This window comes from Rhizobium sp. Leaf311, assembly GCF_001423445.1.
Taxonomy (GTDB): domain Bacteria; phylum Pseudomonadota; class Alphaproteobacteria; order Rhizobiales; family Rhizobiaceae; genus Agrobacterium.
This window is the reverse complement of sequence record NZ_LMNZ01000001.1, coordinates 333,684-349,759: the sequence shown is the minus strand read 5'-3', so window position 1 is coordinate 349,759 and position 16,076 is coordinate 333,684. Positions and strand designations below refer to the sequence as shown.

General features: G+C 52.1%; 22 protein-coding genes. 11 read left to right on the top strand and 11 right to left on the bottom strand.

The features are described from left to right. Positions 1–627 precede the first annotated feature (627 nt). The 4 genes from ASF69_RS01615 to ASF69_RS01600 all read right to left on the bottom strand — a co-directional run bounded on the left by ASF69_RS01615 (position 628) and on the right by ASF69_RS01600 (position 6,522). Entirely contained in the window at positions 628–2,142 is a 1,515-nt protein-coding gene (locus ASF69_RS01615) for a Shedu immune nuclease family protein (protein WP_062584658.1), read from the bottom strand. A gap of 325 nt (positions 2,143–2,467) precedes the next feature. Beyond that, positions 2,468–2,986, bottom strand: a complete 519-nt coding sequence (locus ASF69_RS01610) for a GIY-YIG nuclease family protein (protein ID WP_082469592.1) — start codon at positions 2,984–2,986, stop codon at positions 2,468–2,470. 748 nt (positions 2,987–3,734) lie between these two features. After that, positions 3,735–4,184, bottom strand: coding sequence for a hypothetical protein (locus tag ASF69_RS01605; RefSeq protein ID WP_062584655.1), 450 nt, complete (start codon positions 4,182–4,184; stop codon positions 3,735–3,737). After that, positions 4,177–6,522: a hypothetical protein gene (locus ASF69_RS01600; RefSeq protein ID WP_062584652.1), complete on the bottom strand. Its 2,346-nt coding sequence runs from the start codon at positions 6,520–6,522 to the stop codon at positions 4,177–4,179. Before ASF69_RS01600 ends, ASF69_RS01605 begins: the two co-directional genes overlap by 8 nt. Positions 6,523–7,049: 527 nt before the next feature. On the opposite strand from ASF69_RS01600, the gene ASF69_RS01595 reads away from it, so the two are divergent. Continuing rightward, positions 7,050–7,274, top strand: a complete 225-nt coding sequence (locus ASF69_RS01595; protein WP_062584651.1) for a hypothetical protein — start codon at positions 7,050–7,052, stop codon at positions 7,272–7,274. A 120-nt stretch (positions 7,275–7,394) separates the two neighbouring features. Here ASF69_RS01595 and ASF69_RS23010 read toward each other — a convergent pair whose 3' ends face one another. The 3 genes from ASF69_RS23010 to ASF69_RS01585 all read right to left on the bottom strand — a co-directional run bounded on the left by ASF69_RS23010 (position 7,395) and on the right by ASF69_RS01585 (position 8,858). After that, entirely contained in the window at positions 7,395–7,538 is a 144-nt protein-coding gene (locus ASF69_RS23010) for a hypothetical protein (protein ID WP_156461953.1), read from the bottom strand. After that, positions 7,535–8,272 carry a hypothetical protein gene (locus ASF69_RS01590; protein WP_062584644.1) on the bottom strand — a complete coding sequence of 246 codons (738 nt, stop codon included), beginning with the start codon at positions 8,270–8,272 and terminating at the stop codon, positions 7,535–7,537. Before ASF69_RS01590 ends, ASF69_RS23010 begins: the two co-directional genes overlap by 4 nt. A 289-nt stretch (positions 8,273–8,561) precedes the next feature. Continuing rightward, on the bottom strand, positions 8,562–8,858 hold the full coding sequence (locus ASF69_RS01585) for a hypothetical protein (protein ID WP_210173788.1): 297 nt from the start codon (positions 8,856–8,858) through the stop codon (positions 8,562–8,564). A gap of 142 nt (positions 8,859–9,000) precedes the next feature. On the opposite strand from ASF69_RS01585, the gene ASF69_RS01580 reads away from it, so the two are divergent. Next, complete coding sequence (locus ASF69_RS01580; protein ID WP_062584641.1) at positions 9,001–9,510, top strand: hypothetical protein; 510 nt, start codon at positions 9,001–9,003, stop codon at positions 9,508–9,510. A gap of 61 nt (positions 9,511–9,571) precedes the next feature. Continuing rightward, entirely contained in the window at positions 9,572–10,129 is a 558-nt protein-coding gene (locus ASF69_RS01575; protein ID WP_156461952.1) for a hypothetical protein, read from the top strand. Positions 10,130–10,171: 42 nt separating this feature from the next. Here the strand turns inward: ASF69_RS01575 and ASF69_RS01570 are convergent, their stop codons facing one another. After that, positions 10,172–10,726: a hypothetical protein gene (locus ASF69_RS01570; RefSeq protein WP_062584637.1), complete on the bottom strand. Its 555-nt coding sequence runs from the start codon at positions 10,724–10,726 to the stop codon at positions 10,172–10,174. A 95-nt stretch (positions 10,727–10,821) separates the two neighbouring features. Here ASF69_RS01570 and ASF69_RS01565 point away from each other — a divergent pair, with 95 nt between their 5' ends. Then, positions 10,822–11,274 carry a hypothetical protein gene (locus ASF69_RS01565; protein WP_062585566.1) on the top strand — a complete coding sequence of 151 codons (453 nt, stop codon included), beginning with the start codon at positions 10,822–10,824 and terminating at the stop codon, positions 11,272–11,274. Between the two features lie 46 nt (positions 11,275–11,320). Here ASF69_RS01565 and ASF69_RS01560 read toward each other — a convergent pair whose 3' ends face one another. Then, complete coding sequence (locus tag ASF69_RS01560; protein WP_244475360.1) at positions 11,321–11,947, bottom strand: hypothetical protein; 627 nt, start codon at positions 11,945–11,947, stop codon at positions 11,321–11,323. A 71-nt stretch (positions 11,948–12,018) separates the two neighbouring features. Then, positions 12,019–12,603, bottom strand: coding sequence for a hypothetical protein (locus ASF69_RS01555; protein ID WP_062584635.1), 585 nt, complete (start codon positions 12,601–12,603; stop codon positions 12,019–12,021). A gap of 89 nt (positions 12,604–12,692) precedes the next feature. Here ASF69_RS01555 and ASF69_RS01550 point away from each other — a divergent pair, with 89 nt between their 5' ends. From ASF69_RS01550 to ASF69_RS01520, 7 genes are all read left to right on the top strand, one after another. After that, on the top strand, positions 12,693–13,052 hold the full coding sequence (locus ASF69_RS01550) for a hypothetical protein (RefSeq protein ID WP_062584633.1): 360 nt from the start codon (positions 12,693–12,695) through the stop codon (positions 13,050–13,052). Beyond that, on the top strand, positions 13,049–13,408 hold the full coding sequence (locus tag ASF69_RS01545) for a hypothetical protein (RefSeq protein ID WP_062584631.1): 360 nt from the start codon (positions 13,049–13,051) through the stop codon (positions 13,406–13,408). The genes ASF69_RS01550 and ASF69_RS01545 overlap by 4 nt, the downstream gene beginning before the upstream one ends. Positions 13,409–13,892: 484 nt before the next feature. Next, a complete protein-coding gene (locus ASF69_RS01540; protein WP_062584629.1) occupies positions 13,893–14,159 on the top strand; it encodes a hypothetical protein in 267 nt (88 codons plus the stop codon). Beyond that, on the top strand, positions 14,156–14,440 hold the full coding sequence (locus ASF69_RS01535) for a hypothetical protein (protein ID WP_062584627.1): 285 nt from the start codon (positions 14,156–14,158) through the stop codon (positions 14,438–14,440). The genes ASF69_RS01540 and ASF69_RS01535 overlap by 4 nt, the downstream gene beginning before the upstream one ends. A gap of 222 nt (positions 14,441–14,662) precedes the next feature. Beyond that, the gene (locus ASF69_RS01530; protein ID WP_062584625.1) at positions 14,663–14,932 is read left to right on the top strand and encodes a hypothetical protein; all 270 of its coding nucleotides are present in this window, start codon (positions 14,663–14,665) and stop codon (positions 14,930–14,932) included. After that, complete coding sequence (locus tag ASF69_RS23005) at positions 14,929–15,117, top strand: hypothetical protein (RefSeq protein WP_062584623.1); 189 nt, start codon at positions 14,929–14,931, stop codon at positions 15,115–15,117. Before ASF69_RS01530 ends, ASF69_RS23005 begins: the two co-directional genes overlap by 4 nt. Before the next feature lie 265 nt (positions 15,118–15,382). Then, the gene (locus ASF69_RS01520; protein WP_062584621.1) at positions 15,383–15,607 is read left to right on the top strand and encodes a hypothetical protein; all 225 of its coding nucleotides are present in this window, start codon (positions 15,383–15,385) and stop codon (positions 15,605–15,607) included. Here ASF69_RS01520 and ASF69_RS01515 read toward each other — a convergent pair. Then, positions 15,604–15,975, bottom strand: a complete 372-nt coding sequence (locus tag ASF69_RS01515) for a hypothetical protein (protein ID WP_062584619.1) — start codon at positions 15,973–15,975, stop codon at positions 15,604–15,606. The two genes, ASF69_RS01520 and ASF69_RS01515, sit on opposite strands and share 4 nt — an antisense overlap. Positions 15,976–16,076: the final 101 nt, after the last annotated feature.

Here is a 16,076-nt window from a genome sequence, read left to right as displayed (position 1 = left end):
CAGACGCTCATTATCCCCGTGCGAAGAGGGCTCTGATTTGATGGGCAACGTCATCTGGAGAGTCCGCTCAGGATGCCCTGCTTTAGGGCTATCTAATCGCTCCAGTCCGCCCAAGGATTTGCCGGGTCGCCGTATAGGCTTTCCATGTCGTCGTGCAGTGACCAAAGAACGCCCAAGGGACAGTGCAGACGTCGGCCGTCCTCCTTGTCGCGTCTGGCATCATCATAGTCGAACTCCAGCCCAACTCGATAATCCGCAAGCGTGCCGCGCACCACTCCTGGGCTTCGAGTGGCGGCCAGGTAGTCCAGATTATTTTCTTGGCCACGAGCTGCCTCCGAAGGATACCAGAGGTCAGGGTCGGCCTGAACCGCAGCTTCCGCTTTTTCACTTTGTGCAAAGAAGAACCAATGCCACTAGCTCTTCGCAAAACGCCAATCCGGCTCAATACCTCATAAATCGGAAGCCCATCCAATACGACAAGGCCCGCGACGCTTTTCGGGAAGTCCATCGCGATTCGGAACGCGCGATACGATCCACGGGTGGAACTCGTTCCTGATAGCCGCTTAGGCCGGAAGCCGACTTCGGCTGAACGCCAACAGTACACGAACGAAGTCCCCTCGGTTCTTCCTATTCGTCGCCATCCTCATCCTCGTCTAAGTCGAAGTCATAGTGATTTATCTCGCTGACATCGTCATCTTCAGCTGCGTCCTCAATAGGAGGTTCAACTAGGAAGGCGTGAAGTGCCTTGAGCTTGTCAAGCAACTCGTCGAAGGTGATGACCACAACGCCGTTGAGGTTGTTCCGATACAGTTCGAAGGATTTTTTATAGGATTCAACAGTAGGGGTGGTTCCGATAATTACTATGCATCCAACGGCATAAGTATGCGCTTCCTCTTGCGAATTTCTCAAGAGTTGTGAAATGTGGTCCTGTAGCAGATAACGTTGATCGAGTACCTGTGTAACCGCACCCGCGATGCCGGAAGATGGCGCATGAATTCCGCCTCTATAAGCTGTCTTTCCCAGTAACTTCGCCTCTGGGGTTTTGATCTCAACGATAGCCAAATTACCAACAGCGCCGCTCTTCATTACGAAGTCAGCCAGCTTACCGCCTTTGTTGTCAAAGTCCCATCCACCCACAGGCATCTGTTCTTTAAAAACGACTGCTGGCAAACCGAATGCAAGACGCAAAATGAATGGGTTCACCGAGAGGAATTTTTGCCAGCTACCTTCTTTCAAGCTACGATCTGCCAATCGAGCCTCAAACTTGCTAATCACGTCCTCTAAGGTCACCAGTTCTATCTCTCGATTTAGTTCGAGGATTTCCTCACGGTTCTCTGCAATCAGCTCTTTAGCTGAGGACTTCACAACCCTGACCGCCGCAGACTCATTGGTTGGATGTGTTTGTGAGCGCCTTCCGGGAGAATTAATGGCACTACCGAGTACAGCCTTCAGGTCCGCTTTCGTTCTCCTGAACACAGGCTTCCCACTGTGATCCGGAAGGTAGGGCAAGACAAGATCGGAGCGAAGGAACGCGCGTTTCTCCTCGTTTGCAAATTCAACCGCAGCCCTGTGCGTGCGATTTAAAGTCTTCCGCATCCGCTCATACATCGATATTGGTAACCGAAAAATTCCATTACTAAAGGAAGTAGTCTTATCTTTGCATAGCCGAATTTCCTCCACTTCCGTGATCTCCTCAATGGCATCGACGATAAATCGAAGCATGAAAATGAGGCCGAAGCCATCGAAGGGATCACAGACAAATCCAGATGGGAACTGTCGATGCAAACTTCCAACAATACTATTGTCCTCTTCGTGGTCCCAAAGCGGACGCGCACGCTCTAATGAGATACGCTGCACCAGCAGATACTTATCTGTGCCGAAGTATGGGCTTTGGGGGAGGAGTGTTGTCGGATAAGTGATGAGCAACTCATGTTTCGGCTCGTACTCAGCGAGAAGTATTTCGTGAGTGCCGGACTGAAAGACGTGCGAATTTTCTTGATCGAAAACGTGCTTCCGAACTTTATCGGTAACCTTGATCTTTAGCACCTGACGGCCATCGCCGTACTGGTAAAGCGATATGGCCGAGCCATCTTCTGTTCTAACCTGGACTTGCTTCACCGTCGGCTCTTCTAACGGAACCATCTACTACTCCTTCGTTAAATTCATCATTAGAACAAAGGGGATGATAAAAATACTATGCGCGCCCGAAACACAGAAAGCGGTGTCTAATTTGCACATTGACGAATCGCGACCGGGCATTCTGCAGACTTCCGCTGTGAGATGGAACGAAGAAACATCCTAAGAGCAAGTGCCATGGCAAGTTTGCGCAGAAAGCAGAATTTGCGAAGTCGTGCCCACGCCGCATCTAGAATGTTGCGGCGCAACATGCAGTTTCGAACCTTCGCTGCAACAGCAACCTATCGCCGCGTACTACACCGCTTGATCTCATCTCAACACGTCAAGTGCCTTAGTCCCAGTCAGGCTCGTCACCCCTATCCTCATAGTGTGCTTCGTGCGCGCCACATTCTAGGCACATCATTCCACCTGCGGTCTCAACCTCTGTCCAACCGCAAGCCCAGCCACAGCGCGGGCAGAATTCGTCTACCTCGAACTCGCCCCAATGCCAGGGACTTGCGTACATCGGGATGGCATCGCTATCGAGACCAATGATTTCGAAAGGATCGCCCTCGGTTGCAAGGAATGCGTTGGTAGAATGGCTATGGAGTGCGTCGAAGATTTGCTCTGAATCCACACTGAACCATTCGCCACGTACCACATCGACTTTGAGGCGCTTATGCAGATCGGACTCAACTCGCCGATCTTCCGCACGGTCCTTTGTGCGAATGAACCCCATGACAGCGATCTCCCGAGGGTTACCTGTCTGAAGGTTTCGCAGCCTTCTTGGGATATCATTCGAATAGCCAACCTTGACCGAATAACGCCAGTCGCCACCGGGGTCCCGCTCAGCGAAAAAATATACTGCCACCTAGTCATCCGATATGTGTAGAATCATTTTTTAAACAGTGGATGAAAGTGTGCGGTGGTCAAGAGGGCTCAAGCACCAGCGTCTGCAGAGGGTCGATACTGTTGAAAAACTCTCGTTAGCGTCTAATGGGCTCCTCGCCCGGATTGTTAGGTATAGTTTTCCGACGATGCGTAAGAGATGGAACCACGTTGCGTCTGATGTCCTTCGGGTAGCTTGGCATGCGCAATATTATTTCAGTGAGCCCGAAAGAAAAGCTGCCTGCTGGAGTTTTTCTACAGCATCGGCCAACAGCGGACTTCGCCCGTTAAAGTGTCATTTCGCCCAACCAACCCCTTTATGCAGAAAGTTGCAGAGCCTGTCTCAATAAGCCCATGATTTGATGTCCGATAATGAATGTTATTGGACGCTATAGGTCATTCCGCTGCATATGAGGCGTTGGAAGCTACGATGTTTTAGCTGCCAATGCGTAGCCATTAACCCTGGATTTCCAGGCGCAATCTATGTTTGACTCGAAGTTGTAGGACGTGATCAGGACGAGCGACAAAGAGGCGCGAGATAGGAACGGCGAAATGGCTTTTGATATTGGTGATGGCGCTGATGGCCTATCCTGCCCTTGCTCAGTAAAAACCAACGCGAGAACCAGCAGCGCACCTGTGCAGCTGTCCTCGGGAAGAGCCCTGCAGCTGCGGAATGCATGAAGGTCTCGCCTAGGCTAACTAACATGCAAAGCGTTGACAGGTTCAATCAACTACCCATTTGCTAATGTGACGCCAACGTTGCCAACTAGACCGTATAACGAGAAAAGTAGGCCGAAACCTCCAACAGAAGCGAACATCGCGTTATAGGCATGCTTGTATCTGATTTCAAAGCGGTGAGCTGCGGACGACTTAATAACGGGGCAATGCTCTTCAGGTAGTCCACCTGTCTTCCAAAAATAAACGTACGCTTCCTCTCCTATCTCGATCAGTCGCCTGGATCGGCGATCTAGAAAATAAAATATGCAGGCCGAGAAGATTGCGACGAACCCAACAGGGACGACAGCAAAATTTATCTTGTATTGCATCACAAAACCTGATGCCGACAATATACCGGCGCAAACCAGCAAAAACATTTTGAAAACATCTTGACGCTGGTCAGCATGATACTCGAACCAACGGGCAGAGTGTTCCAATCCTAAATCGGCTCTGGATTTATCCATGCACCACCTCCGAAAGCTCTGTAGAGCGAATGAATTGCAGAGCAAAAGCAGCAGATGCAGCACAGCATTTATTCCGGGCACTATCGTTTTTCGACGCATCTCCGAAATCACTGACTGCTTTTACTACTAACAAGCGGTCGCCTTGCCCGATACTATGAAGTGCGTGTAATACACCGGCAGCTTCCATCTCAGCTCCTATGAGCTTCGGCCAGCTTGTAGCGATGCGTTTCAGCGAGTTGTTATCTGCGAAGACAAGCGGACCAGATGCTACGTTACCGACTCGGATCGTCCCTACTTCCTTAGGCAGGAAGCCGCTTGGCCACTTGAATCGCTTAAACCGTTTGGCTGCATTGTGAAGCCACGCTCCTGCTGGGAATACCAAAGGGCGCGCCTCCATGCCATCATTGGTGAGTTTCCCCTGTGAATAATCTATTATCTGATCAGCAATGACTAAATCTCCGATATCCGTTTTGGATCGCAAACCAGCACATATCCCGATTAAGATGTAGTGCTTGATGTCGAATTTGAAGTGTAGATGCAGCACCAGGTTCTGCATAGTGAAAGGTCCTGATCGATCAGGGGTGCACACCAGGACGCGCTTCTTCGTCTTACTCGTGCCGCCTGCAAGGATGACCTCATACAAGGTATATGGCATGTCATTTTCAAGTTTCAGCTCAACTAGCTTGTTGCGGTTGAGAGCTTTCACAAACGCTGAAAACTCTTCGTCAAGCGCTGCTATGACGAGATAGTCGTAAGCACGCGCTGCATCAGTCGGTGTCGTGAATGCCTCGGCGCTCGCCAGAGCAATGTCATCGATCACTCCGTTTTCTGGGCTGGAAAGATACCGAGCAAGAAAGGGCATGGAAAGCTTCGGCGGCTTTCCGATGACGAGCCCATAGCCTCGCAGATGTGTCGCGAACTCCGGGCTGCTCTCTTCCATTGAGGCGTAGAAGGTAGCATCCCCCTGCGCCAAAACGCGTAACATGTCGTATTCGTCCGGATAGAAGTCTTTTAGGGTGTAGAATATATAGTTTGCCCAATAGTGAAGCTGCGGCCGAAGAACATCCATTTGTGCAGCCACTTCATGTCGACCAGCAGTGAAGGGCCAGCTTTCTCCATGCTCCTGCATTTTGGCGAACATCTTGCTGCAAAACTGCCTTACAAGAAGAGGGTGCCCGCCATACTCCCGCTGGATCAGCTCTATCGCTTCCGGTCTGAACTGAATTCCCATGTGCCAACCGAGGCGTGTGACCATATGGCTTGTTTCGTCCAGGGAGAACATTGGGACATCAATTACGCTCATTCCGTTAAAAATAGGATTTGGCATTCCAAAAAAATGGCTTTGCTCAACCGCCTTTGCGTTTATACCGCAAATCATAATCGAAAATTTTGGTAAATCTCGCGAGATTGCGCGGAGAACGTCCATGAGAGAAAAATACCCCTCCTCCCAGTACCTCGCTTTAGCCGTCCCTGGAACGATATGTTCTATCTCATCGAAGGCAATTACAATCCCCTTACCCGGATTACCTTCCAGATACTTTCTGATAACCCCCTTGAAAATAGTGGCCGCGTTTCTCTCGTCAAAACGCTCCTTGATCGAGTTCGGATGGATGATATCCGCTAGCTGTGATAATATGAGGTACCAGCTGGCCTGTACGCGCGATGGATCATCGAGGGAAAAGATCACAAATTTCCCGAGTTTCCGTTGATCAAAAGCACGTTGGATGGAAAACAGAATCGATGTCTTCCCAACCCGGCGGAGGCCAAATATTCCGATGTTTTGTCCATCGCGTGCAGCTCCAAGTGCGCTAGTCAGAAGGCGCTGTCGACCGAAGAACATGTTATCGGAGCGTATGGGATCGGAATTTTCAAAGTAGTCCTTGATCCCAATGTTGCGGAATATGGAATGTTTGATTTGATCCAATTTGAATTTCGCAGAGATCACGAATGGTACAAAAATGAAGAAGTCTTCGGAAAACATTGATAAGAAATCACTGGCAAGCGATGCTTTCTCGCCGGTGGAGCAGACAAAAATGTAGCGAGGATCAGGGTCAGCACAAACCTTCTTAACGTTCAGGTATTCTCGGGCCACGATCTCCGCAAGGGGAAGCTTAAGGTGATCCTCCACGAAAAAAATTGACAGGATTGGCTGAGTCAGGCCGAACATTAATTGGATTTCTTTGCGGGGGGTGAGCACGCAAGCGGCATATAGGCTGGCGTTCTTTTTCGGCGCATCCAGAAACTGGAGGTCAAAATCCGCACTGAACATTGTGATAAAGCTCTTAAGAAGAGGGAGCGCCGCAACACCATCTTCATCTATTCCCTGAACTGCCACCATCTGCTCTCTTCTTTATCTTCCATCGGGTTGGCGTTTTACTCTTCACCGAAATAGCTAGCTTAAATGTCATCTGAAGCAACACCGAATGAACTCAATGATTCACAACTGGAGCACAGACGCTGCGGCTGCAAGCAACTGAAGTATTCGACCTAAATAGATTTATTTTCAAGATAGTCGTTGCGGTATTGTTTCATGGCAGAGGCACCTGCTCACACACAAACTTAGGCACGGCCACATGGACGTAAAATCTTCCCGGGTCACCGGCAATGCCGCACTGCACGATGCCGCCTGGCAGTTGTCTCCCCGGGGTTGGAATGTGATGCTGACAGCGCGCAATTCCAAGGTACCGACCTGATTTCGAACGATGCTGAAACCGTGTCGGGGTCCAGAGCAAGGGGCTGACCAAGCGAGACGATGATCGTAGAGCCTGAGAGCCCGAGCTACGATTTTACCATTGGCAACGCCGGTAACCTGGAAAAGCTGTTGTCGAAGTATGGACCGCCAGGCGGAAAGATCGATGCGATGCAATGCAAGCTTTAATCGATGTGCGCGATTTCTACCAGAAAGTCCGGAACATCATTGGCGTAGCTCGCATCCGTAAGGTCGAAGATAAAAACCCGACGATTGACGAAGAAAAGCAAGCCCTCCGCACGGCTCAGGCCGATAAGGACAAGCAAAAGAAGGTCGTGAACCTGTCGGATTACCGGCTGCAGACCGCCTCCGATCTCCTGAGCCACCAGTTCAAGCGGTGACCGAAAGGCCCTTCAGGCCCTTTTTCACTTGTGTTCTTTGACGACGAAGTAGTGCGCCAGCATGCCGACGCCGACCCCGGCCAGCAAACGGGTGAAAAACAGCAAGTTGCTTTCAAAATTTCAATCGCCATATGTGCCCGTCGGGTCTGTCTTGTAGCACACCTTATTCAGCTTCGCATGGAATGCTTCCAGCTGACCATTCGATATCCAAACCGAGAAAAGCCCAGTGCCGACCAGAATGAAACTCTTGACCTTATCGTTCATCGCGCCGCCTGCCTTTTCAAGGCCGCTTCCAGGTCTGCCGTGAGCTTCGCGTACCGCTCCTGCAATTCTTCAATCGGCACATCCGGCAACATCCAGTCCGGGGTCGGCCAAGGGTTTGCCTTCTCGTCCTCACGACGTTTGCTGATCTTTTCGATTTCGCGCTTGAACCTTTCTTCCGGGTCCCAGTCACCTCTGTCGAGCAATGGTACGCCATATTCCTTAGCCAGGATGTCGTTGATCAGGACGGCCTCAAGCCCGATCCAGGCATAGCGCCATATCCTCTCTTCGAAAGAGTCGTCATAGTCGGGTGGGCCGTCACCATACTCCCACAGGCTGCTAACACTGCGGTTGGCCAAATAAATCTTATTGGGAATCGAACGAATTCTGTACTGTAGCTTGGTCGGAAACGAACCCCATTTCCATGTATCCGGAAACTCGATCCGCGGTGTTTTGACCGTGGTCTCCCAAACGCCTTGATTGTCCTGATGCAGTGGGTCGTCGACAACCTCCGAACATGCGGCAACGAGCCGGTCAAACTCCGTGACCAAGCTGAAAGCCAGCACCTCGGCTTCTGATTTACGGGTCCATTGAGCGGTCAGCCACTCCCTCAGCCAGTTGAGAAGGAAAAGCACTACACCGGCGACCAGAGCCACCGTAAGGCCCGGCAAGATTGTCGAAAGCCAAGTCTGCGGAGCCGGACCTGCTGATCCGATAGTAAAATTCACGAAATTCATGACGCCCCCGACTTTAGACGACCGACCTTACACAACTGCGGGGTGCGTCGCCAAGATTCTCGTCGGCGGATGTCGATTCTATCTGCGCCATGATCTTTTTGACCCAACCATTTTAATCAAGACAAAAATCCTAAAAGGGGATGTCCAAAATGAAGGAAACGTTGAATTCAGATATCCGCGCCATCGAAGATCGTGAGCTTCGGTTTCTCGTGAAATACGAGCAGATCGTAGCTTGGGGCAAGTCCGGCGACCTCCGTAGGGCCGCGCAGGCTTACTACGACAGAATTGATCAAGCTGAGCGGACTAAGGCTCTCTCACAGCTGCGCGCGACCAGATCAACGTTATCGAAAATGCCGCATCCCGTTTTGGCGGTAAAGCGGTGCGCACCGCCCAAATGGCTCAAATTGCGGCCCGGCACCGTGCCGATCCCGCCGAGCGTCAGGCCATTAAAGAAGCTTGCGACGAGATCATGGCTCTGGAAGATATCGTTCCTGCGGATGACCTCGACGATATCCTGGCGACTGTATCGGCCGCACTCGGCATTGAGCTGCCGTCGGACGCTGATAAGGCCGATATCTGCCAGCATGGCCATAAGTCGATGATCGAAACGCGAGCTGGGGCCGTCGCTGTGGGATCAGCGTGTCGCCGCTCAAAAGCACGATAGATTTGAGCGCAATCTGAAGACGGATCGTTACGCCAAGCTGATCAAGGACTTTTCAAGCTCGGTAATGTCTCATCACCGCGCCGTCACAACTTCCGCCGATGAAAATAAGTGGGTCTACACGTTCGACAGGATGATCGATTCCAGAAACCGGCTGTATGAGGCGATTACGACGCTCAGGGACTATGCGACCGATCTAGTGACAAAGACTGCCGAATGGGTCGAGCCTGAGCGTGGTCACGTTTCCCAGGTTCAGGAGGTCGATGCGCTCCAATCAGCCGTCAACCCAGCCGCTCCGTTCCATCAATGGGCACAGGACAACATCGGCATCCTCGACCACCAGAGTTTGGCCTGGATTGATAAGTATGCGCCTGTCGAGCCTGACAACGTCCTCGACGAGGAGACCCTCGATGCCGCCTGTAACGTCGTCAGCCACCCGTTCGATGCGGGCAAGACCCTTGAGCAACTCGGCTGGTCACCACCATCTGAAGAGCCTCCTGATCCACCATACGGGATCATGTCGCGCGAGCAGGCCATCATGAGGATGGCGTCATTAGGTGGATCGGGCTCGCAATAATCATTGGAGCTGTCATCCTGGCAGCTCTACCGGTCGCAGCTGCCCACGTATTGACTTTTGGGTGAGTTCTGATGCCTCTTCGCGCTATGCAGTGGGGGCAACAGAATTGAATCGAAACGGCAGGAATATCTCTATTTTGGTGGCCATAATCGTGATTGTGGCTTTGATCCATTTTATGGGTACTAGTGCCTATAGAACCGGAACAGGTATGCTTTTGCTCACCGACCTTGAGGCAGGACAGCTCACCGGCAGCCAACTGGCAAACTTGACCGATGGACAACGCGCTGATCTTTTCGCACGCTTGCATCCACGAGCGCTGGCTTATGCTGGTGGAATGATAGCGACAATTATCATGCTGATTACCACGGTCATATACTCTGCTCTACGAGGCTTACAGGTCTTTAGACAGGGTATTGTGGCAACGGGTCTGACCCTAGTTCTTTTGACCACGATAACAGGGGTTGCTTACGCCATACCTCCGACGGTGCTCGGCCAACCCATTTATAATACAAGCGGGATCGCGGTTGTATCTGCTATTGCAGTCCTGATCTTGTCGACTGTCATTTTCGGAATCACATGGATTATTCGGAAGATGATAGGGACAAAGCTGGCAGCTTAAAGATCGGGCTGTCGAACCCGGTGATCGTATCACGTCGATTTTTCATGGAGAGCTGTCGAAGAAAGACACCATCACCATCCCATCCAGACCAGCACCGGCGTGCACTTGCTGGACGCTGAACTTCTTCGGAGATGAGAAACCAAGCAACTCCGCGCGGTAAACAGCAACGGTCGTACCACCCTGTTTCTGATCGGCAATTTTCCGGGTGTTGTAGGTCGTCTCAATATACCGCCTCAGAGCCGCAACCGCGTTATCATCCGCTTGCGTGGCTACAGAACAACTGATGCTTGGCGTGCCCTCTACAACCTTCTTGGCGAACGCTACAATAAATGACCTGTCACCTTTTCCGATCACCCAGCCTGATGTCGCATCTGGATTGACCGATGGCAGCATTTCAGGCTCGATTTTCATCGATTTTGCTTTGAAGAAAGTGGCCGTCTGTTGAACGAACGGCTCAAGTAGCTTTTCGTCAAGACGACTGCCAATGCAGATGTTTTCCAGCAATCCTTGTGTCGTTGGCATCGATCCTTCTTGTGCCAAAACCGTTGTACTGGTCAGCATTCCCATGGCGACCGCGACGATTACAATCTTGTTCATACATGTCCCTTGTGATCATGCTGCTATAGCAAGATTCTGTATTGCCAATATACTCGGTTGTAGCATCATGAATTGACAAATTAAGAGTGTTTTCCATGCATCCAGCAGACTTTTTGAGCGAGTATGTCGTGCCTTCGGTCGACCATTGGAAGGTCAATCAGTCGTCCAAACACCTCGCTATTCATGCGCTCTCGCAAATCGATATCCTCGCTGAAGTCGTAGCCCATAATATCGGCCGCAAGCCTCGGTCGTATCGTGATGATCTCGGCCAGAGATATCCGGCACTGGCAAAAATCAGAGATGCCCACGACAGCCACAAGCATGGGCAGCTTGACCGGCCCAACGCACTCTTTGTGTCGCACGGTCAGCGTCCCGATGAATCGGTCGGTCACGCATTTTTTGTAGGGGTGACGCACCTGAGCGGGTCACTCACGCCGTTCACGTACCTGACGCTCACGCTCAACGACGGATCGGCCGAGAAAGTCTACACGCTGATCAAGGATGGCATGGATGCCTGGGCGCAGGAGATGCTCGCGCTCGGAATTTGATGCGCTTTTGGCTTAACTGGGCTCGTGTAGGTTTAATAATCTAAATCTAGCCGCCCAGCATCGGACCAATCATCGCTCCGATGCCAGCCGCGACTAAATTTCCTGCTGCGCCTTCCGAAATTACCTTCATCGACTTGAGGCCTTCCGTCAGAACCGAGCTACTCGGCTTGCCGGATCGAATTTCGGTTTCGAGCAGTTCAATCGGCACCGCCATCTTCGTTCTTGTGTCTTCAGGCAGTGACGAAAGATGAGGCTTGATCTTTTCGATAAGCGAGGCGACTTCCAGAGGCTGGATGCTGATCGACGTATTCGTCGAATTGTCGACCGAGTTGATATTCACCCTACTGTTCGGGCCGTGATTGTGGATGTTGTTGATGATCGTCGATGGCGGAGCGACAGGCGCATCACTGCGGCGAACCTTCGATTGGAAATGTGGCGGGATGAGACCTCTGCCGCCGGACATAAATCCAGGGTCAATGACGATGTAATCCTCTGCCAGTCCGCTCGGTTGGATACGAATAAAATGATCGCCCGGCTCAATTGGCAGGTTCGCGTCAGACGTGATGATCAGGCCGGTAGATACCTGGGCCTTTATGCCTTCCTTTTGAACCGTGCCATCCTTCTTCACCAAGGTGACTAAATCATTCAACATGCTCACTAATGACAATCCCATCTCCCAAGCTCGATTAATCTTCCGGTTGCAATGTCCTATCGCAGAAATTGCCGCTTTTCTAGCGAGCCAATTTAGGCTTCGTCCTCCCTCTCAGGAGGTTGTTCCACCCATAACCGTTCTCGCACCAAAAACTGCCGCCACTGTTCTGCCGAGGCTTCGAAGAGCCCGACAGCATCCCTTTTCTCGGCACCTGGCTTGATCTGGATGTAGGCGATGATGTGAACTCCAGTCATCTCCTTGCCGGTGTATTTGAACTTTGCCGTTGATCCGATGCCCATCCCTTTCATCGGAGTACCCAGCGACATTTTCATGTGCTTCACAGCATTAGAAATCTGACGGCAGTAGTCTATATCGGGCAGCTGATCCCGGTTTCGTTCGATGAAATTCGTGATCGGATTCTCTTTCCGCTGATCACCCTCCTCGCATTTCACCTTCTGTTTCTTTCTCAGACCTGTCAGCCGCAAGTGCGCTTCCGGCTTCAGCTCAGCAAGCACCCAATCGAGTATGTGAGAAGCAGTGACCGCCGCATCGAAGGCGGCATACTGCACAGCCTTGATGCTGACAGCCGACCGTAGTCGCTCGATGTCGTAGAGCAATTTCAGATAGAGATCGGTGGACGAGGATAAGCCGAAATATTTGGGAGGCGGTCTGGTCATCTATCTCGTCTTTCTTTCGGTTTCGGCCTTGTCAGATTTCCGCCCACAGCGAACACTTTAAGCATTGATATGCGATTTGGGAGATCGCGATGCCTGCCTTCATCATTAAGTTTCATGACCGCGAAGATCAAATCCTCGAAGGAAGCGACTGGTTGTACGACATTTTGGACGAACGATACGTCCGATTCTACCGCAAGGACGGCACTGCGCCTGGACTTATTAGCCTCACTATTTCTGCAGCCGAAATTCTTCAAATCGAAGGCCGTAATGACGATAAAGATGAAGAAGTCACTCCTCATCTGACTTCCGCCGCCGATGACATGATCGAAGTAATTGACCGCCTGATCGCGTCAACTAACAAAGCGGGTGATATCGATCACGGTCTTATGTGGTCTGCACTATTCGCCTTTGCGAACCTGAAAGCCGCTCGCAAGAGGATGGCGGCATGAAGATCGCGACCGATATTGAAGTAATCGCAATGGATATCCAGACCACCGGCGGCACCGCCTTCTTCAGCCGGGAGTTTGCCGACAAGCTCGCCACGCACCCGAAAATTGTCGAAGCTTATAGCGAGGCCAGACAGGAGGACGTAGGCAACGGCTGGCCTCGCTGGACGATCTACATCGCCGAGCAGGATGGGTCAGTGACGGTGTCCGGCGATGAAGCCAAGGTTACACAGACCCTAAACCTGAGATTGAGCAGGCTTGGGGCCAGTGGACATCTACGTGCACGTCTGAGGAAGATGGAGCTGATCCGTGGGGAGAGCGATGGTTGGAGATTGAAGCAGCTCACGCTCAGAAATTGAACCGTTGGCGATGCGCCCAACACGTCGTCGTCTCCAAGCTCATAGACGATCTAGAATAGGCAGTTTTCCTGAGATCGCTCGCCAATCGTAAGCTGGCCGAGCCATGGGACGAGCCGGAGCCGACTAAGGACGACAAGCCGAAAACAGCCACCCAACACGAACGCCTGCGTGCCCTCAAGGCGCATCCACGGTCAGCCAGGGGGAGAAGGCGACGTCATGATCAAGGTCACAACCGACGAGGAACACAATAACTTCATCCTTACGGTGCTGGATGGCCATTTCACCCAGGCCGTTACCATCCCGGTAGGAGAATTATTTCCTGCGCATTCTGCTTCGGCCCGCATTATATCCGGAAAGAGAACTGGACGATACACGACGATGAAAATTGCATGGACCCCGAGTCCGAATACTCTTGCGAGGACGAGATGACCGACGAGGACATTATCTTTGCCGCGATAAAGCTGGTTGGAAAGCAGGCGAAGGCATGACGACCTACCGCAACGAACACGGCCCAGTGGAAATCCTCGGACCTGGTCCATTGACCGACACCTACCTGCGTGTGCGCATGGATGACGTGCTTGCCTACCTTATCAGCCTGCAGCCCGAATACCTGGTGTGGGCTGACACTCTCAGGTTTCGCCGTGATGATCAGCCGCATCCACTCGATGTGCGCGAGATGGTGGTGGTTAGCAAGGAAGAGATCGAGGGCAGTGATGAGACGGTGTCGGTGAAGGTGCAGGTGAAGGCATGAAGAAATACGGGATCAACGAATACGGCATCGTCGAGATTGTCGGAACTGGTCCATTGAGCGACCAGTTCCTCATCGTGCGGATGGAGTCGGTTGCCCGAAAACTCAACAGCATTCCTGACGAATACATGATCTGGGCCGACACCAAGAGATATCGTCGTGATCGCCAGGCCCACCCTCTAGACGTTCAGGTGGCCGGTAGTTTGGCTAATCTTGCGCGGATATGCGAGGAGCGCGGATGGTCTTTGACCGTGAACGTCAGTTTTCCTGACGTTAAGGGGTAACCGTGCAGCAATCATGGGATGAGATAGTCACCGACGCCTGTCAGTCAGTATCTAGGATGCTGGATGATCACCAATACCAATACTACTACGGCGTGACCGACGTGGCGCATATTCCAAGACTGCGTGAGATCATCGAGGATGCCATCCTTCAGGCTACCGTTTGCATTAAGTCCGCCGACAGCAAACAATAGAGATAACCGAATACGGTTTGAAGGATTGAGCATGAACTGCAACGTGAAGATCACAAAACCTGATGCGGTCGGATACATAGAACTGGGCCATGTGGTGCAGGCCCTCGTCGGATACTCTTGGCATATTGGCGGGTCCGACTACAGCTCGGAAGCAATCGCCAAGAGCATGAAAAGCGCTATATCCAGGTTGATGAGAGCAGGATCGCGGGCGGATGATGCCTTCGAGGTGTCTGTCGATGACGATGGTAATGACCAGGTGACGGTGTCGTTCACTGTCGCGGTCGAGCGGGTGGCGGCATGAGCGGCATATTCACTGACGCTGAAATCGATCTCCTGTACCAGCAATCGTCGAAGCGGTTTGACTTCAGCGGTTCACTATCCGATGGCACGGTCCATCCGAATGAGGTCTATCGCAAGGCCATCGAGTGGATAACCACGTCAAAGGCTATCCAGCCAATGCAGCGGCATTCCTCGACCGCGCAGTGATTGCACGGGCGCTTAAAGTCATTTGACCGATTGGTGGTCATGGGCGGCGGCATGTCGGGCAGTTCAGGCTGCTCTGCGGCCATACGTTCTCGCTGCGGGCGCTGGCGCGCCCACGTCTCTGGCGAAAGTTTCATGGGGATGTCTCCTGAAAGCTAGGTGCTTACAGGGAGCATGGTGCGCCGGTCGGGGATTCCCGTCAAAGTATACTTCACGGTATAACGGTGGTTAAAGGTGAGATGAATTTTGAACCGGGGAGGACGGGCGGATGAGACTTGGATTGATACTGCTGGTGGCGTCCTTGGCGCTCAATGTCTGGATGGGACGGGCCTTGGCGAGGCTGGAAAACTACCACTATGCTTCGCAGCTCGGTATGTGCGAGGAATTCTTGGGCAAGGACTTGGCGATGCAAATCAAACGGGACAACTGCTTGGAAGGCAAAGAAACGCGCACCAGCCCGCTCTGGCATATCTACTACGCGTTGATGGATTAGATGCGATTCCAAGACGCACGGTGCGCCAGACGCAAGGCGGATTCCAAATCCTTGAAGTCGGTTGTCTGATGAAACCACAGGGACAGGACTTCACCAGCCAACGCCGACTGGTAAATGAGGTTGTTCATCCGCACGTTCGTTTCCTGACCGCCCTTGTAGCAATTCTTCGGGGAAATGGTGCCGTAGCCCATGTTGTAGCGGCGAGAGAGATTGTTCGTCTCTCCGATATACCGGATTTCATCGCCCGCCATGATGGCATAGACGCCGGAATGGGCGAACGTGGCAGGTATCCTGAACTTGCAGAACGGCCCGGCGCCGTACTTGTTGAGCGGATATAGTTCACGCTTGGCGTATCTCTCCTGCGGCATCAACGGGTATAGGCTTCCGTCTGGCTCCCGGACAGGTTCTATGTGGCAAACATGAAGGAACGGGAAGCCGCCAAGGATCATAAATTAATCTTTTACTAGGG

Bases quoted from the DNA above. Each gene is read 5' to 3' on its own strand.
- ASF69_RS01615 (WP_062584658.1), bottom strand. From the start codon at position 2,142: ATGGTTCCGTTAGAAGAGCCGACGGTGAAGCAAGTCCAGGTTAGAACA.
- ASF69_RS01605 (WP_062584655.1), bottom strand. From the start codon at position 4,184: ATGGATAAATCCAGAGCCGATTTAGGATTGGAACACTCTGCCCGTTGG.
- ASF69_RS01600 (WP_062584652.1), bottom strand. From the start codon at position 6,522: ATGGTGGCAGTTCAGGGAATAGATGAAGATGGTGTTGCGGCGCTCCCT.
- ASF69_RS01595 (WP_062584651.1), top strand. From the start codon at position 7,050: ATGCAAGCTTTAATCGATGTGCGCGATTTCTACCAGAAAGTCCGGAAC.
- ASF69_RS23010 (WP_156461953.1), bottom strand. From the start codon at position 7,538: ATGAACGATAAGGTCAAGAGTTTCATTCTGGTCGGCACTGGGCTTTTC.
- ASF69_RS01590 (WP_062584644.1), bottom strand. From the start codon at position 8,272: ATGAATTTCGTGAATTTTACTATCGGATCAGCAGGTCCGGCTCCGCAG.
- ASF69_RS01585 (WP_210173788.1), bottom strand. From the start codon at position 8,858: ATGCTGGCAGATATCGGCCTTATCAGCGTCCGACGGCAGCTCAATGCC.
- ASF69_RS01580 (WP_062584641.1), top strand. From the start codon at position 9,001: ATGTCTCATCACCGCGCCGTCACAACTTCCGCCGATGAAAATAAGTGG.
- ASF69_RS01570 (WP_062584637.1), bottom strand. From the start codon at position 10,726: ATGAACAAGATTGTAATCGTCGCGGTCGCCATGGGAATGCTGACCAGT.
- ASF69_RS01565 (WP_062585566.1), top strand. From the start codon at position 10,822: ATGCATCCAGCAGACTTTTTGAGCGAGTATGTCGTGCCTTCGGTCGAC.
- ASF69_RS01560 (WP_244475360.1), bottom strand. From the start codon at position 11,947: ATGGGATTGTCATTAGTGAGCATGTTGAATGATTTAGTCACCTTGGTG.
- ASF69_RS01555 (WP_062584635.1), bottom strand. From the start codon at position 12,603: ATGACCAGACCGCCTCCCAAATATTTCGGCTTATCCTCGTCCACCGAT.
- ASF69_RS01550 (WP_062584633.1), top strand. From the start codon at position 12,693: ATGCCTGCCTTCATCATTAAGTTTCATGACCGCGAAGATCAAATCCTC.
- ASF69_RS01545 (WP_062584631.1), top strand. From the start codon at position 13,049: ATGAAGATCGCGACCGATATTGAAGTAATCGCAATGGATATCCAGACC.
- ASF69_RS01540 (WP_062584629.1), top strand. From the start codon at position 13,893: ATGACGACCTACCGCAACGAACACGGCCCAGTGGAAATCCTCGGACCT.
- ASF69_RS01535 (WP_062584627.1), top strand. From the start codon at position 14,156: ATGAAGAAATACGGGATCAACGAATACGGCATCGTCGAGATTGTCGGA.
- ASF69_RS01530 (WP_062584625.1), top strand. From the start codon at position 14,663: ATGAACTGCAACGTGAAGATCACAAAACCTGATGCGGTCGGATACATA.
- ASF69_RS23005 (WP_062584623.1), top strand. From the start codon at position 14,929: ATGAGCGGCATATTCACTGACGCTGAAATCGATCTCCTGTACCAGCAA.
- ASF69_RS01520 (WP_062584621.1), top strand. From the start codon at position 15,383: ATGAGACTTGGATTGATACTGCTGGTGGCGTCCTTGGCGCTCAATGTC.
- ASF69_RS01515 (WP_062584619.1), bottom strand. From the start codon at position 15,975: ATGCCGCAGGAGAGATACGCCAAGCGTGAACTATATCCGCTCAACAAG.